At 68.7% G+C, this 14,986-nt stretch carries 15 protein-coding genes and 1 riboswitch; of the genes, 9 read left to right on the top strand and 6 right to left on the bottom strand.

From position 1 onward, the window contains the following. Positions 1-168: 168 nt before the first annotated feature. Positions 169-570, top strand: a complete 402-nt coding sequence (locus tag QTN24_RS07425) for an RT0821/Lpp0805 family surface protein (protein WP_313836072.1) — start codon at positions 169-171, stop codon at positions 568-570. Between the two features lie 45 nt (positions 571-615). On the opposite strand, the gene QTN24_RS07420 is transcribed toward QTN24_RS07425, so the two are convergent. The 3 genes from QTN24_RS07420 to QTN24_RS07410 all read right to left on the bottom strand — a co-directional run bounded on the left by QTN24_RS07420 (position 616) and on the right by QTN24_RS07410 (position 3,262). Continuing rightward, positions 616-1,185: a surface-adhesin E family protein gene (locus QTN24_RS07420; RefSeq protein ID WP_313836070.1), complete on the bottom strand. Its 570-nt coding sequence runs from the start codon at positions 1,183-1,185 to the stop codon at positions 616-618. Between the two features lie 147 nt (positions 1,186-1,332). After that, entirely contained in the window at positions 1,333-2,019 is a 687-nt protein-coding gene (gene ribB / locus QTN24_RS07415; protein ID WP_313836069.1) for a 3,4-dihydroxy-2-butanone-4-phosphate synthase, read from the bottom strand. Between the two features lie 125 nt (positions 2,020-2,144). Next, a riboswitch (FMN riboswitch) is annotated at positions 2,145-2,304 on the bottom strand. A gap of 70 nt (positions 2,305-2,374) precedes the next feature. Then, entirely contained in the window at positions 2,375-3,262 is an 888-nt protein-coding gene (locus QTN24_RS07410; protein WP_313836068.1) for a helix-turn-helix domain-containing protein, read from the bottom strand. Between the two features lie 173 nt (positions 3,263-3,435). Between QTN24_RS07410 and QTN24_RS07405 the strand changes: the two genes are divergently transcribed. The 4 genes from QTN24_RS07405 to QTN24_RS07390 all read left to right on the top strand — a co-directional run bounded on the left by QTN24_RS07405 (position 3,436) and on the right by QTN24_RS07390 (position 7,247). Next, positions 3,436-3,828 (top strand): HigA family addiction module antitoxin, encoded by a 393-nt coding sequence (locus QTN24_RS07405; RefSeq protein WP_313836067.1) that lies wholly within the window; start codon positions 3,436-3,438, stop codon positions 3,826-3,828. A gap of 88 nt (positions 3,829-3,916) precedes the next feature. Beyond that, positions 3,917-5,230 carry a hemolysin family protein gene (locus QTN24_RS07400; RefSeq protein WP_124686455.1) on the top strand — a complete coding sequence of 438 codons (1,314 nt, stop codon included), beginning with the start codon at positions 3,917-3,919 and terminating at the stop codon, positions 5,228-5,230. Between the two features lie 403 nt (positions 5,231-5,633). Beyond that, a complete protein-coding gene (locus QTN24_RS07395; RefSeq protein WP_313836066.1) occupies positions 5,634-6,971 on the top strand; it encodes a GGDEF domain-containing phosphodiesterase in 1,338 nt (445 codons plus the stop codon). Positions 6,972-7,115: 144 nt separating this feature from the next. Continuing rightward, positions 7,116-7,247 carry an entericidin A/B family lipoprotein gene (locus QTN24_RS07390; RefSeq protein WP_124686453.1) on the top strand — a complete coding sequence of 44 codons (132 nt, stop codon included), beginning with the start codon at positions 7,116-7,118 and terminating at the stop codon, positions 7,245-7,247. Positions 7,248-7,411: 164 nt separating this feature from the next. Here the strand turns inward: QTN24_RS07390 and QTN24_RS07385 are convergent, their stop codons facing one another. Genes QTN24_RS07385 through QTN24_RS07375 form a run of 3 tightly spaced genes read right to left on the bottom strand, consistent with a single transcriptional unit; the run spans position 7,412 to position 10,321 of the window. Continuing rightward, a complete protein-coding gene (locus tag QTN24_RS07385; protein ID WP_124686452.1) occupies positions 7,412-8,053 on the bottom strand; it encodes a bifunctional 4-hydroxy-2-oxoglutarate aldolase/2-dehydro-3-deoxy-phosphogluconate aldolase in 642 nt (213 codons plus the stop codon). A gap of 42 nt (positions 8,054-8,095) precedes the next feature. Continuing rightward, positions 8,096-9,031: a sugar kinase gene (locus tag QTN24_RS07380; RefSeq protein ID WP_313836063.1), complete on the bottom strand. Its 936-nt coding sequence runs from the start codon at positions 9,029-9,031 to the stop codon at positions 8,096-8,098. A gap of 21 nt (positions 9,032-9,052) precedes the next feature. After that, positions 9,053-10,321: an amino acid deaminase gene (locus tag QTN24_RS07375; RefSeq protein ID WP_313836062.1), complete on the bottom strand. Its 1,269-nt coding sequence runs from the start codon at positions 10,319-10,321 to the stop codon at positions 9,053-9,055. A 134-nt stretch (positions 10,322-10,455) separates the two neighbouring features. Here QTN24_RS07375 and QTN24_RS07370 point away from each other — a divergent pair, with 134 nt between their 5' ends. The 4 genes from QTN24_RS07370 to QTN24_RS07355 all read left to right on the top strand — a co-directional run bounded on the left by QTN24_RS07370 (position 10,456) and on the right by QTN24_RS07355 (position 14,765). Then, on the top strand, positions 10,456-11,361 hold the full coding sequence (locus tag QTN24_RS07370; RefSeq protein ID WP_313836383.1) for a MurR/RpiR family transcriptional regulator: 906 nt from the start codon (positions 10,456-10,458) through the stop codon (positions 11,359-11,361). A 2-nt stretch (positions 11,362-11,363) separates the two neighbouring features. Beyond that, positions 11,364-12,833: a D-aminoacylase gene (locus tag QTN24_RS07365; RefSeq protein WP_313836061.1), complete on the top strand. Its 1,470-nt coding sequence runs from the start codon at positions 11,364-11,366 to the stop codon at positions 12,831-12,833. A 30-nt stretch (positions 12,834-12,863) separates the two neighbouring features. Further along, a complete protein-coding gene (locus QTN24_RS07360) occupies positions 12,864-13,250 on the top strand; it encodes a RidA family protein (RefSeq protein ID WP_124686447.1) in 387 nt (128 codons plus the stop codon). Positions 13,251-13,406: 156 nt separating this feature from the next. Further along, entirely contained in the window at positions 13,407-14,765 is a 1,359-nt protein-coding gene (locus QTN24_RS07355) for a GntP family permease (protein ID WP_124686446.1), read from the top strand. Positions 14,766-14,986: the final 221 nt, after the last annotated feature.

Below are 14,986 nucleotides of genomic sequence, written 5' to 3'. Positions count from 1 at the left end.
TAGATCATGCCGGCGGACCAGCGAGACGATGGTGAACGTCGAGGGCCAGCCCAGTTGGAACGCGCGCCGGGCCGCCCCGTCCGCAGACGCACTCCGATGCACCGGAACGCACACCGCGCGCTTACAATCGCTCCCGTGTTCGACGTTTCCCACCCGAGAGGATCTGACATGCGCACTTCGCGACAAACCCGCATGACGGTAGCGGCCGGCCTTGGCTGCGCACTGCTGATGGGCACGATGCAGCCCGCGTTCGCCTATTTCGAGACGTACCTGTCCGGCAGCATCGTCGGCACGCTGACCAAGAAGGAAGCGGCGTCGCTGCAGAAATCGGTGCGCACGGCGCTGAACGATACGGAAGACAACAAGACCGTGACCTGGCACTACCCGGCAGAGAACCGCCGCCAGGCCGTCGACGGCACGATCGAGCCGGTCGCCACGAAGACCGACGCAGGCCGCACCTGCCGCCGTCTCAAGTCGGAACTTAAGCGCGGCAGCGCCACCGAGGCGTGGTCGGGCTGGTTCTGCAAGCAGCCGAACGGCACCTGGAAGGCCGCCCACGTGGCCGAGTAAGGCCGGGCGATGCGCCGCTGGCCGCCGGTCAGCGGCCTGCCACGCTCAGTGGCACAGGCGGGACACGAGATCGCCCGCCAGCGTACCCGACGCCGCCGGTTGCGGCATCCCGGCCTGCGGGCCGCGGATCGTATAGAGCGACTCGCCGCGCGCGTAGCGCTTGGCATAGAGCGTCTGCTCGACCACCGCGTACATCGACGTCGCGCAGTTCAGCACCATCCGCTTCAGCGACGAGCGGATCATCTCCCCGCTGGTCGTCTTGATCACGCCCGGCGGCGCGTTGTGGACCAGTGCCACGCCCACCTCGCTGCCGCGCCGGCGAATCGACGACTGGTCCAGATAGGAAATCACCCCGTTCGGCCCCATTAGCGGCAACCAGCGCTGCGGGTCCGGCGCGCCGGGATCGGGCGATGCCACGAGCGTGCAACCTTCGCGCGGCGTCGCGCGGAACACGGTGCCGCCATTTGGCCCCTGGCACTGGTACAGCGCGCTGGCTGCGGCCGGACGGACGCTGGCGTTATTGAAGGGCGGCGCACCGTTCGATTCGGCGTGCGCCGCGAGACTGAGACACGCGCCGGCGAACAGGGCCGTGCGTGCGAGCATGCGGAAAAACATCGGGAGAACCCTCGTAAGGACGGGAAGAGCCCGCGCATTCTCGCACAGCCCGCAGCCATCGCGACAGCCCGGCACACGTGAAAAAGCGCGCCCGGGCCGTACCGCATGGCCTCAAGGCGCGCTTAATCACGCAGACGTTGCGCAGGATCAGCCTTGCGACTCGCGCCACGCGACGAGGTCGGCAATCGTCAGCACCGGCAACTGGTACATCTCGGCGAAGGCCAGCGCCTCGGGCCGGCGCGCCATCGTGCCATCGGGATTCATCAGCTCGCACAGCACCGCCGCCGGCGACAATCCGGCCATGCGCGCCAGCTCCACCGAGCCCTCGGTATGCCCGCGGCGAGCCAGCACACCCCCATCGACGGCCACCAGCGGGAACACGTGCCCCGGGCTGACCACGGCGTCGGTGCCGGCATCGTCGGCGATGGCGGCGCGGATCGTCGTGATGCGGTCGGCGGCGCTGACGCCGGTGGTCACGCCCTCGCGTGCCTCGATCGACACCGTAAACGCGGTGCCGTACTGGCTGCGGTTGTGCTCGACCATCGGGCGCAGGCCCAGTTGGCGCACCTTGTCGGCGGTCAGGCACAGGCAGACGATGCCGCTGCATTCGCGGATCATCATCGCCATGTTGGCCTGCGTGAGCCGCTCGGCGGCCAGGATCAGGTCGGCCTCGTTCTCGCGGTCGTCGTCGTCCAGCAGCACGACGGGCCGCCCGTCGCGCATGGCGTCCAGCGCCTGGGCGATGCGCACGGCAAGCGGACGCGGGTCGGCATCGGCCACGGCAAGCTCGTCTGCGGCCGGTTCGGGGGTATGGCTGGGGTTGAGGGTCAGCATGAGTGAAACGCTCCGAATCAAGTTTCCATGGGCGTTTCAGGGGAACGATTGGCGGCCCCGCGCCATGCTGGCGCCCGCGCGAACGGCCAGCGCCGCCTCGCGCGTGGGCCTGCCACGCGGTTGCCGCCCATCTTCTTTCATCCGGACTATGACCGTCGGCCCTGGCTTCTCACCAGGTCTGCTGACCCCGCACGATGTGCGGGCGCTCGCGGGCTCGCGGCACCCTGTTCTGCACAGTGGCCGCATACCGCCGGTGGGGACTTTCACCCCGCCCTGAAGACGTAACGATGCCGCCGCGGCATTGGGCGCCGCGACGGCCGGGCGATGGTAGCACGACTGTGCTTTTCTAGCGGAACTACGACGCCGAAGGGGTTTTCGTGTCGGCCGGACCGGCTGCCAGCGCCTCGAACAACTGTCGGGTCGCATCGTCGGCCGGATAGAAACACTCGATCCGCAGCTCCTGGAGCGTGATGTCCTGCGGGTTGCCGAGCGTGGTCAGCGTGGAGAACAGCGAGGCCCGGAAATCGCCCGAGCGCACCACCACGGGCAGCACCGGCGGCAGCGGACCTTCGGCCGGATCGTCGTCGCCGATCACCAGGCCGCCGGCGTCGACCATGTCCGGATGCCAGGCGGCGATGCGGCCCAGGATATCCCGCGCGGTCTGGTCGTGCGCCTGCACCTGCAGTTCCTGCCAGACGCGCCGCAGCAGGTAGTGGCCCACCTGCCGGGCGTTCTCGATCATCGGCCAGAGTCCGTCCGGGTCGAACACGGCCAGCATCAGATTGAGCCGCGCGCCCTCCTCGCCCCCCGCCGCCGGCTCGGGGCTGCCGAGCAGTTGGGCCAGCATGCGCCGGTAGGCATCGTTCGCGTCGACGAGGTGCCAGAAGCGGTCCAGCACCACGGCCGGATACGGTTCCTGCTTGGCCAGGATCAGCGAGATGGCCTGCCGCACCATCTGCATCGCGGGCGCCGCCAACGTGTTTTCGCTGTAAGCGGGCGCATAGCCGCTGGCCAGCAGCAGCCGGTTGCGCTGCCGCAGCGGCACGCCCAGCCGCTCGGCCAGCGCCAGCACCATCTCGCGGCTCGGCCGCGCCCGCCCCGATTCCAGGAAGCTGATATGGCGCTGGGAGACCCCCGCCGCCAGCGACAGCGCCAGCTGGCTATAGCCGCGCCTGGCGCGCCAGTAGCGCAGGAGTCCGGGAAAGTCGATGGCGGCTTCGGAGCCGGGCGTCAGGGTGTCCATGCGGTGCATTACAGCACAGCGGCCGCGCCGCCACGACTACCTCGCAGGTAATGACAGCCATTCCCGACCATCGCTGCGCCATGGCGCCAGTTTCAGATTCGTCGCATTTCCGACCCAGTCCGCCACGCCTAAGCTGGGGTCATTCCCAACCCACCAGCGAGCCAGTGCCAGCCATGACCGAAAACCTGCCCGATCCATCCTGCCACGTTCCACAAGAGACGGCGCCGCGCGCCATGGCCGACCCGCCCCCGGCCCCCGGCGACGTCCTACTGTACGAGTTCATGGTGCCCGCCGCGCTGTCCACCAGCGCGCTGGCGCTGGCCCTGCGTGTACCGGTGACACGCATCGAAGGCATCCTGTGGCAAAAGCGCGCGATGTCGCCCGAGACCGCGATCCGGCTGGCGCGCTATTTCGGCACGTCGGCCGAGTACTGGATGGAGCTGGAAGCCGCCTATGCGCTGCACGCCGCCCGGGACGCGGCCGGGCCGGCCATCGCGCGGGACGTGCAGCCCCGGCCCGGGCAAAACGCCGACGCCGGCACGGATCGTGCACCCCGCAACAGGTGACGCCAACGTCACCACATGGCAGGCGGCGTCACATGCGGATGGTATGCTCTGACTTTTCAATTCCCGCGCGCACAGGGCGCGCACCCTGATGGAAATAGCCATACTGCTGGCGCTGATCCTGTTGAACGGCCTGTTCGCCATGTCCGAAATCGCGCTGGTCACGGCCCGCAAGGCCCGGCTCCAGCGCCAGATCGAAGCGGGCGACCGCGGCGCCATGGAAGCGGTAAAACTCGGCGAAGACCCGACGCGCTTCCTGTCCACGGTACAGATCGGCATCACGTCGATCGGCGTGCTGAACGGTGTGGTCGGCGAATCGACGCTGGCGTCACCGCTGGCCGTCTGGCTCCAGGGCTTTGGCATTTCGGCGACGACGGCCGGCTACATGGCCACCGCCATCGTCGTGGCCGGCCTGACCTATTTCTCGATCGTGCTCGGCGAGCTGGTGCCCAAGCGGCTGGGGCAACTGGCGCCGGAAACCATCGCCCGCCTGGTGGCGCGCCCGATTTCCATCCTGGCCACCGCGTCCAAGCCCTTCGTCAAGCTGCTGTCCGGTTCCACGCAACTGGTGCTGCGCCTGCTGGGCGTGAAGTCCGACCGTGGCCCCGCCGTGACCGAGGAAGAAATCCACGCGCTGCTGGTGGAAGGCTCCGAGGCCGGCGTGATCGAGCGCCACGAGCACACGATGGTCCGCAACGTGTTCCGGCTGGACGACCGCCAGCTTGCTTCGCTGATGGTGCCGCGCGGCGACGTGGCCTACCTGGACGTCGAACTGACCGAGGAAGAAAACCTGCGCCGCATCGAGGAATCCGATCACTCGCGGTTCCCGGTCGTGCGCGGCGGCATGCACGACATCCTGGGCGTGGTCAGCGCCCGCCAGTTGCTGGCGCGCCGGCTGCGCGGCGAGAAGGCCGACCTGACGGCCGTGCTGCAGGCGGCCGTGTTCGTGCCGGAAAGCGTGACCGGCATGGAACTGCTGGAGAACTTCCGGGCCTCGGGCGGCCAGATCGCCTTTGTCATCGACGAATACGGCGAAGTGCTGGGCCTGGTGACGCTGCAGGACCTGATCGAGGCCATCACGGGCGAGTTCAAGACCGAGACGGCTGGCGAGGAGTGGGCCGTCCAGCGCGACGACGGCTCGTGGCTGCTCGACGGCCTGATCCCGATCCCCGAACTCAAGGACCGCACCGGCCTGCGCGCCGTGCCCGAGGAAGACAAGGAGCGCTACCACACGCTGTCCGGCATGCTGCTGCTGTTGCTGGGCCGGCTGCCGCAGACGGCCGACACCGTGCAGTGGGCCGACTGGAAGTTCGAGATCATCGACATGGACGGCAAGCGGATCGACAAGGTGCTGGCGTCGCGCGTGCCGCCGGATGACGGCCCGGAGGCCGAGACCACGGGCTGACCCCCCGGCACGCTGGCCGGGCAACCGGCTGGACCCGGCAGGACCCCAGGAACGGGCGCCCCAGGCGCCCGTTTTCTATTGGGCAGGCGGACGGCAAAACCTGGCGCGTTTATCGCTGATTCGGTGCCAAGGTCAAGACGTTGGCGGGCCGACCTGCACCACCGTTGTTTGCCATCAAAAAGCGAGCGACGAGGACGCCACGCAGGCATAGTCGTTTGACGAATTCTGCGCAGGCTGCCGTATGATCTGACCTATACGCACCAAGGCTACGTAGTACTACGTAGTAGCGTCGCAACAGCCGAATCGCGCCAGCAGAGCGCGTCGGCATACGTATGAACGGGAATGCAGTCCGGGTATCGCGGGCGGCCATTGCACATGAATTTGCTGCCAGCACGGGTAATTGATGGATCCTGACACCAACGGCACGCCACCTCCTGGCGTCGGTGGCAGTGGGTCGCCTGCCGACGCGCCTTCCGCCGCGCTCCAGCCGGTGGCGTTTCTGGCCGCCCTGGAAGAACACCGCGCGCACTTCAGCCCGGCCCACCTGCTGGCCGTGCTCGTCATCCGGCTCGACCGCTTCTCGCACGCCTGCGACACCATCGGCCCGGCCCGCGCGCAACTGCTGCGCGCCGAGGTCAAGCGGCGCGCCACCTCGGTGGCATCGATGCCGGTGGCCGTGCAATGGCTGGGGCCAGCCGATCTGGGCGTGGCCTGCGTGCTGTCAGAAGGGTCCGACGACGCCCGCGCGCTCAGCGAGGCCATTTCCCAGGCGCTTGCCGGGCCGTTCCTCGTCGACAAGTTCGAACTGTTCCTGTCCAGCAGCATCGGCAGCGCCGTCGACCAGCCCGACACCGGGACGGAGCGACTGCTGCAACAGGCGTTCGACGCGATGCTGCAGGTCAACCGGCGCGGCGGCGCCGGCATCGGCTCGGCCAGCCGGCCCCCGGCGCCGCGCATGGCAACGCTGCTGGCCGCCCTGCCCAGCGCCATCGACCGTGGCGAACTAAGCCTGCAACTCCAGCCGCGCGCCTGCCTGGGCACCGGCACGATCACGGCCTATACGGTCCGGCTGCGCTGGCAGCATCCGGTGCTGGGCCGCGTGGCGCCGCAAGACTTCCTGCCCGCCGCCGAAGCGCTCGGGATGATGAACGCCATCGGTGGCTGGACGCTCCAGCACGTGCTGCCACTGCTGCGCGACGCCAGCGCGCTGGGGCCGCTGCAATTCACGCTGCTGGCCACCAGTTCGCAGATGCAGGCCGACGACACGATCGCCATGCTGCGCCGCGCCATCGCGTCGCTGGACGTGGCGCCCGGCCAGCTTTGCGTGGAAGTGCCGGTCGACATCGTGCCCGACAGCGCGGAGGCCACCGACAAGGCCGCGCGCCTGCGCGACGGCGGCGTGGGCATCGCGCTGGCCGACTTTACCGATTCGCCCGCCAGCCACGCCGCGCTGGCCCGCGTCCAGCCCGACATGGTCACGCTGGACGCCCGTCACCTCGGCCACGCCGCCCAGCCGGCCGGCATGGCCGCCAATCTGCAACGCGCGTGCGCATACGCCAAGGCCCGGGGCGTGGCCGTCTGCGCCAAGGGCGTGGAGACCGCCGCGCAACTCGACGTGGTGCGCGCCTGGGGCTGCGACACCGTGCAGGGTTTCCTCCTGGCCCAGCCCTTCCCTGCCGCCTGGCTCCAACAGACCCATCCGGCCATCGCGGCACGGGCGCGCCAGCTGCTCAAACGGTGAAGCGGCCGGGGTTCAACACCGGGCCATCGGACGCCGTCTGTCAGACACTTTCCTAATTACAAATTGGCACACATCCTGCATCAACGGCCGTCAGGGCGACGATAAAATGTGCCCACTTCCTACTATCCCTGAAAGGAGCCGCTGATGAAAAAAGGATGGATCTGGTGTGTACTGGTTGCCTCGCTGCTGGCTGGCTGCAACACGATGTCCGGTCTCGGACAGGACGTCCAGAAGGGCGGACAGAAGCTGGAGAACACCGCCGAGAAGTCGAAGTAAGGCGGAAGCAGGAAGAACGATTTGCGTCGCCCGGGGGCATTCCAGCCCCGGCGGCAACAGGAAAGGGCGCCTCGCGGCGCCCTTTTTTCATCTGGCGGGCTTTCCATCCGGCGTGTCATTCGGACCGCCGTTGTAAGTCTTACCGCCCTACCCTGTTCTGCTTGTCAGGACTTGCCAAGTTGCGCGGCCTGCTGGGCCAGCGTGCGGATGCGCGCCCAGTCCTTGGCGGCCACGGCGTCCTTGGGCACCACCCACGAGCCGCCGACACAGACCACGTTGGGCAGCGCCAGGTACGTGGCCGCCTTGGCCAGGTCGATGCCGCCGGTGGGGCAGAACTTCAGCTGCGACAAAGGTCCGTGCAGCGACTTCAGCATCGGCACGCCGCCGGCCGCCTCGGCCGGGAAGAACTTCAGGAACGAGAACCCGCATTCCAGCGCGAACATCGCCTCGCTGGCCGTGGCCACGCCCGGCAGCAGCGCGATGCCGGCGCCCTGGGCGCCATCGGCCAGCGTCTGCGTCAGGCCCGGCGACACGGCGAACTGCGCGCCGGCGTCGCGCACGGCGTGAAGCTGGTCCACGCTCAGCACCGTGCCGGCGCCGACCACCGCCTGCGGCAGCGCCTTGGCCACGGCTTCCATGGCCTGCAGCGCCACCGGCGTGCGCAGCGTGATTTCCAGCATCGGCAGGCCGCCTTCGACCAGCGCCTCGCTGATATGCAGCGCGTCGTCGACCGAGTGGTATTCGAGCACCGGAATCACCGGCACGTGGGTCAGGCGTTCGATCAGCGGGGAAGGTTGGATTTGCATGACAGTATTCGGTAGGTTCATGGTGCTGTGTGACGGCCGGTCTCAGGCGATGACCGACACGCCGCGCTCCAGCCGGGCCAGCACGGCCTCGGCCGAGGGAATCGGCGCCACGGCGCCGTAGCCCGTGGTGGACAGCGCCGCCGCCACGTTGGCATAGCGGGCCGCCTCGAACGGGTCGTCGCCGGCCGCCAGCCGGGCGATGAAGCTGCCGCCAAAGCAATCGCCCGCGCCCGTGGCATCGAGCGGCCGCACCGGGTACGGCGCCACCAGCGAGCGCGCCTCGGGCGTGGCCACGTAGCTGCCCTCCTCGCCCAGCTTCAGCGCGACGATCTTCACGCCGCAAGCCAGCAGGTGGTCGACGATGGCGTCGCGGTCGTCCAGGCCGGTCAGCACGGTGATGTCGTCCCAGCTCGGCAGGCAGACGTCGGTCAGCGAGAACGCCTCGCGCATGATGCCGCGCGCCCGCGCCAGCGACCACAGCCGCAGCCGCAGGTTGGTGTCCAGCGACACCTGCACGCCCGCCTTGCGCGCGTGTTCCATCGCCGCCAGCCCGGCGTCGCAGGCCGATGTGCTGATGGCCAGGCTGATGCCCGACAGGTGCAGGTAGCGCGCCTGCGCGATGGCCGCCAGCGGCAGTTGCTCGTGGTGGTAGCGGCTGGCCGCAGAGCCCGCGCGCAGGTAGTCGAAGCGGTGGCCGTGGCTGTCGTGGGACACGAAGTAGACGCCCGTGGGCGCCGCCGCGTTCACGCTGACGTGGCGCGTATCCACGCGCTCCTGGGTCCAGAGCGCCAGCAGGCGCTCGCCGAAGCTGTCGGCCCCAACCGCGCCGATGTAGCCGGCGCTCGCGCCCTGGCGGGCCGCCGCGATCGCAAAGTTGGACGTGTCGCCGCCAAAGCCCTGCAGGTAGCGGCTGGGGTCGTCGGGTTGCTGGTTGAACTCCACCAGCGGCTCGCCGTAGGCAAGGATGTCGATACTCATGAAGGCGTGCCTCTCTGTGGGTCAGAAGAAGGTCTGCACGATGTCGATGACGCGCAACTGGCTGTCCAGCACGGGGATGTGGCGCCACTTGTCGAACGTCAGGCAGGGATGCGAGATATCGAAGGCAATCATATCGCCGACACGAATATCATCGCCAGCGCCGATTTCTAGGTACGCGTGCTGGTCCATCATGCCGGTCACCTGCCAGGCCGTCGGCACCGGCACCGGGGCGGCCGTACCGGGGCGATAGATCTGCGCCGGCAGCGGCATGCCCGCGTCGAACGCGGCGTCGCGCTTGCCCATGCCGATGATGGCGCGCCGCGGCTCCGGGATCGACTGCACGTAGGCCCAGAGCTGCAGCGCCGGCAACAGCCCCTCGCGCATCTTCTGTGCCACCGGGTTGCTGGCCAGGATGCGCTCCTGGGCGGCGCGGTAGATGCCCACGTCGTGGGTCAGGTAGCAGCCGGGGCGCAGCACGATGTCGATGGGCACGCCGATGTCGGTTCGCGCGAACTCCTCGGCCACCACGTCGTACCACGCCGACCCCGCGCCGGACATCACCACGGGGCTGCGCCCGAAGCGGCCGGCCGCCGCCAGTTCACGCGTGACGGCCACGGTGCGCTGCAGGAAGCGACGGATATCGGCCTCCTGCTGCAGCACGCCCTCGTAGACCTCCACACCGGCCAGCGACAGCGCGTCGGGCCAGCGCGACAGCGCCGCCAGCACCTCGGCCTGCTGCGCCGCGTCGCGCACGCCGGTGCGGCCGCCTTCCACGCCCAGTTCCAGCAACACTTGCAGAGACTGACCGCGCGCCTGGAAGAAGGCGCCCAGCTGGTCGACCAGCGCGGCCGAATCGACCAGCGTGAAGAACTCGAAGCCGGGGTCGCGCAGCAGATCGGCCACGATTTCCATGTTGCGGCGGCCCACCAGCTGGTTGGCCATCAGCACCCGCTTGACGCCGTGCGCGGCGGCGGCGGCCGTCTGCTGGGCCGTTGCCAGCGTGATGCCCCACGCGCCCTCGGCCAGCTGGCGCGCGAACAGCTTGGGCGCCATCGTCGTCTTGCCATGCGGCGCAAGCTGCACGTCATAGGCGCCCATGAACTTCCGCATCCACTGAAGGTTGTGAACGAGCTTGTCTTCGTAGAGCACGGCGGCCGGCAGGCTCAATTCTTCCTGCAGCAGTTGCCAGCCGGTCTGGCCGGCCTCGGCGGGAGTCAGCGGCGCGTCCAGACGGCCCAGAGCCTTGTTCAGCGGATCGATCATTCCGGTCTGGTACTTTGTTTCACGCATGGCTGACATCACCCTGTAAAAATTCGATTGACGTAATCATAGCCTTGAAACTACGATATTTCATCCTTGTTAGAAAGTAACATGCAGTGCCGGACGGAGTGCCGTTCCGGCCCGCCAGCCTGCCCACGCCCGCCATGACCGCGCCGTTCGACATCCTGACCCGCATCGCCGAGCGCGGCCCGTCGCTGCGCCTGGCCGAGCAGAAGGTGGCGCAGGTGATTCTTGAGGATCTGGCCGGTGCGGCGGCCGCCAGCATCAACGAACTGGCGCGCAAGGCGGCCGTGAGCGAAGCCAGCGTCACCCGCTTTGCCAAGGCCATCGGCTGCCGCGACGTGCGCGACCTGAAGCTGCGCCTGGCCCAGGCCACGGCGGTCGGCACCCGCTTTCTCCAGCCCGTGCCGGCCCCGGCCGATGCCGACTCGCCCGCGGCGCTGGCCGAACGCATCCATACCGACGTACTGACCACGCTGGAAGTCAACCGCAAGCTGATCGACCCCGAGCGCATCGCCCAGGCGGCCCGGCTGTTGGTCGACGCACGCATGGTCTACGCTTTTGGCATGGGCGGCGGCTCGACGTTCATGGCGGACGAGGCGCGCTACCGGCTGGCGCGGCTTGGCGCGCCCGTGGCGACCTATCACGACGCCGTGCTGCAGAAGATGGTGGCGGCCACGCTGTCGCGCGACGACGTGGTGCTGGCGTTTTCCACCAGCGGCAACGTGCCCGAGATGCTGGCGAGCTGCGACATCGCACGCGAGTACGGAGCCCGGCTGATCGCCGTGACCGCGCTGGGGTCGCCGCTGGCGGCCCGCGCCGACGTGCTGCTGCCCGTGCGCACGCTGGAAACCGATTTCATCTTCAAGCCGTCGGCGTCGCGCTACGCGATGCTGCTGGTGGTGGACGTGCTCGCCACGCAGTGCGCCATGCTCCAGCAGGACCAGAGCAAGGAAAAGCTGCGCCGCCTGAAATACGTGCTCGACGCCCATCGCGGCGTCAGCCAGGACAGCGACGGCCCGGACAGCCGCCAGCCGCTGGGAGACTGACCATGCCACACCTGTTCGATACCCTGATCCGCGCCGTGATGCTGCTCGACGGCTCGGGCGCCGCGGCCCGCATGGCCGACGTCGGCATCCGCGACGGCCGCATCGCCCGCATCGACGACGCCGGCACCATCGACCCCGACACCGCGTCGCACGTGGTGGAAGGCCACGGCCTGGTGCTTTCGCCCGGCTTTATCGACGTGCACACCCACGACGACACCAACGTCGTGCGCGACCCGGCCATGACGCCGAAGATCTCGCAGGGCGTGACCACGGTGATCGTCGGCAACTGTGGCATCAGCGCCGCGCCGGTGACGCTGGCCGGCGACCCGCCCGACCCGATGAACCTGCTGGGCCGCGCCGACGCCTTCCGCTACCCCGATTTCCGCAGCTACGCCGACGCCGTGAACGCGGCGCAGCCATCGGTCAACGTGGCCGCGCTGGTGGGCCACACGGCGCTGCGCAGCAACCACATGGACCGCTTCGACCGCGCCGCCACGGCCGACGAGATTGCCGCCATGCGCACCCAGCTGGAAGAAGCGCTCGCGCACGGCGCGCTGGGGCTGTCCACCGGGCTGGCCTACGCCAACGCCTTCAGCGCCCCCACCGAGGAAGTGCTGGCGCTGGCCGAGCCGCTGGCCGATGCCGGCGCGCTCTACGCCACCCACTTGCGCAGCGAATTTGCCGAGATTCTCGATGCGATGGACGAGGCGTACCGCATCGGCCGCCATGCCCGCGTGCCCGTGGTCATCTCGCACCTGAAATGCGCCGGCGTGCCCAACTGGGGCCGCAGCGGCGAGGTACTGCAATCGCTCGAAGCCGCGCAGCGCTGGCAGCCCGTGGGCTGCGACTGCTATCCGTACACGGCCAGTTCGTCGACGCTGGACCTGAAGCAGGTGACCAGCGATTTCGACATCCAGGTGACGTGGTCTGAACCGCATCCCGCCATGGGCGGCCGGCTGCTGGCCGACATCGCCGCCGAATGGCAGGTGGACATGATGGAAGCGGCGCGGCGCCTGCAGCCGGCCGGGGCGGTCTACCACTGCATGGAAGACGCCGACGTGGACCGCATCCTGAGCCATCCGGCCACCGTGGTGGGGTCCGACGGCCTGCCCAACGACCCCCTGCCCCATCCGCGCCTGTGGGGCGCGTTTCCGCGCGTGTTGGGCCACTACGCCCGCGACCGCGAGCTGTTTCCGCTGGCGGTGGCCATCAACAAGATGACGGGCCTGTCGGCCGAGCGCTTCGGCCTGCGCGAGCGCGGCTTTGTGCGCGAAGGCTACTGGGCAGACCTCGTGCTGTTCGACGCGGCCACCATCCGCGACGCGGCCAGCTTCACGGACCCGATGCAGCCGGCCGAAGGCATTGCCGCGGTCTGGGTCAACGGCGAGCTGACCTGGCAGCAGCGCGCCGCCACCGGCGTGCGCGCCGGACGGTTCCTGCCGCGCGGCGGCGCGGCCGCGTCCCATCCCTAATTCCCAAGCATCCGAGAAACAGGAGTTTTCATGGACATCAAGCGATTTGGCGTCGAAGGCGGCACGGGCCAGGGTGGCTCGCACATGCCCTTCGCGCGCGCCGTGCAGGCCGACGGCTGGCTCTACGTGTCGGGCCAGGTGCCGATGGTCGACGGCGAGGTGGTCGAGGGCAACATCGTCACCCAGACCCACCAGGCCATCCGCAACGTGCTGGCCATCCTGGCCGAAGCCGGCTACGGCCCCGAACACGTGGTGCGCTGCGGCGTCTGGCTGGACGACGCCCGCGACTTCCCGTCGTTCAACAAGATCTTCAAGGAATACTTCGGCGCCAACCCGCCCGCCCGTGCCTGCGTGCAGTCGAGCATGGTGGTGGACTGCAAGGTCGAGGTGGACTGCATCGCCTACAAGCGCCCCTGAGCGCCGCGTAGCCCCCCCGCGCCACCGAGCGCGCCGCCGGCGAGCCAGCCGGCCACATCACGATTTCATTCACCCGCCGCGTACGCAGATTGCGGCTTTTTTCATAGCGGAAGCGGACCGTCCGTCAGGCCGGCGCCCGCCACAAGGAGACGAGACATGGGTGCCGTAACCGGAACCACGCTCTTGATTTACGCGCTGATCGCCGTGATCGCGCTGGTGATCCTGATCGCCAAGTACAAACTGAATCCGTTCATCACGCTGGTGGTGGTCTCGGTGGCCCTGGGCTTTGCCGTGGGCATGCCGATGGGCGACATCGTGAAGTCGTTCGAGGCCGGCGTGGGCGGCACGCTGGGCCATATCGCGCTGGTCATCGGGCTGGGCACGATGCTCGGCAAGATGATGGCCGAATCGGGCGGCGCCGAGCGCATCGCGCTCACGCTGATCAACTTCTTCGGCGAAAAGAACGTGCACTGGGCCATGGTGGTCATCGCGTTCATCGTCGGCCTGCCGGTGTTCTTCGAGGTCGGCTTCGTGCTGCTGATCCCCATCGCGTTCAACGTCGCCAAGCGCACGAACACGTCGATGATCCTGGTGGGCATCCCCATGGTGTGCGGCCTGTCCGTCGTGCACGGCCTGATCCCGCCGCACCCGGCCGCGCTGCTGGCCGTGCAGGCGTACGGCGCCGACATGGGCCGCACCATCCTGTACGCGCTGATCGTGGGCATTCCCACGGCCGTCATCGCCGGCCCGCTGTTCGCCAAGCTGATCGACCGGCACGTGAAGCTGCCGGCCGTGAACCCGCTGGCCGAGCAACTGACCGAGGAAGCCGATTCGGCCAAGTCGGGCAACCTGCCGGGCTTCGGCATCACGGTGCTCACCATCCTGCTGCCGGTGTTCCTGATGCTGATCGGCAGCTGGGCGGACCTGATCACCACGCCCAAGACGTTCGCCAACGACTTCCTGAAGCTGATCGGCAACTCGGTGATGGCGCTGCTGATTGCCACGCTGTTCAGCTTCTACACGTTCGGCAAGGCGCGCGGCTTCAACCGCGACATGATCCTGAAGTTCACCAACGAGTGCGTGGCGCCGACCGCGATCATCACGCTGGTGGTGGGCGCCGGCGGCGGCTTTGGCCGCATCCTGCGCGACTCGGGCATCTCCACGGCCATCGTCGACGTGGCCACGCACGCCAACGTGTCGGTGCTGGTGCTGGGCTGGCTCGTGGCCGTGATGATCCGCATCGCCACCGGATCGGCCACGGTTGCCATGACCACGGCCGCCGGCATCGTCGCCCCGATCGCCGCCAGCGTGCCGGGCACCCGCCCCGAACTGCTGGTGCTGACCACGGGCGCCGGCTCGCTGATCCTGTCCCACGTCAACGACGGCGGCTTCTGGCTGGTCAAGGAATACTTCAACATGACCGTCGCCCAGACGTTCAAGACGTGGTCCGTGGCGGAGACGATCATCTCCGTGGTGGCCCTGCTGTTCACGCTGGCCCTGGCGACGGTGGTCTGAAGCAACGCACCTTAGCTCCCCTCTCCCGCCCGCGGGACAGGAGCTGGGGGTGAGGGCCGGCGTCCCAAGATGCGACTGTCGGCAATTTGAACCTCAACGCCCTCACCCCCGACCCCTCTCCCGCAATGCCGGAGAGGGGAGCCAACCATCCCGGTCGGCGTAGCGGCACCCACCGCCGTACAACATTCCCCGACTGGCACAAAACCGCCCGCGCCTCTACA

Origin of the sequence: Cupriavidus sp. SZY C1 (genome assembly GCF_032190535.1) — a bacterium.
Taxonomy (GTDB): domain Bacteria; phylum Pseudomonadota; class Gammaproteobacteria; order Burkholderiales; family Burkholderiaceae; genus Cupriavidus; species Cupriavidus pauculus_C.
This window is presented reverse-complemented; position numbering and strand designations above follow the sequence as displayed.

Coding starts and splice junctions, on each gene's coding strand:
- QTN24_RS07405 (WP_313836067.1), top strand. CDS start 3,436: ATGACCGAAAACCTGCCCGATCCATCCTGCCACGTTCCACAAGAGACG.
- QTN24_RS07380 (WP_313836063.1), bottom strand. CDS start 9,031: ATGAGTATCGACATCCTTGCCTACGGCGAGCCGCTGGTGGAGTTCAAC.
- QTN24_RS07355 (WP_124686446.1), top strand. CDS start 13,407: ATGGGTGCCGTAACCGGAACCACGCTCTTGATTTACGCGCTGATCGCC.
- QTN24_RS07370 (WP_313836383.1), top strand. CDS start 10,456: ATGACCGCGCCGTTCGACATCCTGACCCGCATCGCCGAGCGCGGCCCG.
- QTN24_RS07425 (WP_313836072.1), top strand. CDS start 169: ATGCGCACTTCGCGACAAACCCGCATGACGGTAGCGGCCGGCCTTGGC.
- QTN24_RS07410 (WP_313836068.1), bottom strand. CDS start 3,262: ATGGACACCCTGACGCCCGGCTCCGAAGCCGCCATCGACTTTCCCGGA.
- QTN24_RS07400 (WP_124686455.1), top strand. CDS start 3,917: ATGGAAATAGCCATACTGCTGGCGCTGATCCTGTTGAACGGCCTGTTC.
- QTN24_RS07395 (WP_313836066.1), top strand. CDS start 5,634: ATGGATCCTGACACCAACGGCACGCCACCTCCTGGCGTCGGTGGCAGT.
- ribB (WP_313836069.1), bottom strand. CDS start 2,019: ATGCTGACCCTCAACCCCAGCCATACCCCCGAACCGGCCGCAGACGAG.
- QTN24_RS07390 (WP_124686453.1), top strand. CDS start 7,116: ATGAAAAAAGGATGGATCTGGTGTGTACTGGTTGCCTCGCTGCTGGCT.
- QTN24_RS07360 (WP_124686447.1), top strand. CDS start 12,864: ATGGACATCAAGCGATTTGGCGTCGAAGGCGGCACGGGCCAGGGTGGC.
- QTN24_RS07365 (WP_313836061.1), top strand. CDS start 11,364: ATGCCACACCTGTTCGATACCCTGATCCGCGCCGTGATGCTGCTCGAC.
- QTN24_RS07385 (WP_124686452.1), bottom strand. CDS start 8,053: ATGCAAATCCAACCTTCCCCGCTGATCGAACGCCTGACCCACGTGCCG.
- QTN24_RS07420 (WP_313836070.1), bottom strand. CDS start 1,185: ATGTTTTTCCGCATGCTCGCACGCACGGCCCTGTTCGCCGGCGCGTGT.
- QTN24_RS07375 (WP_313836062.1), bottom strand. CDS start 10,321: ATGCGTGAAACAAAGTACCAGACCGGAATGATCGATCCGCTGAACAAG.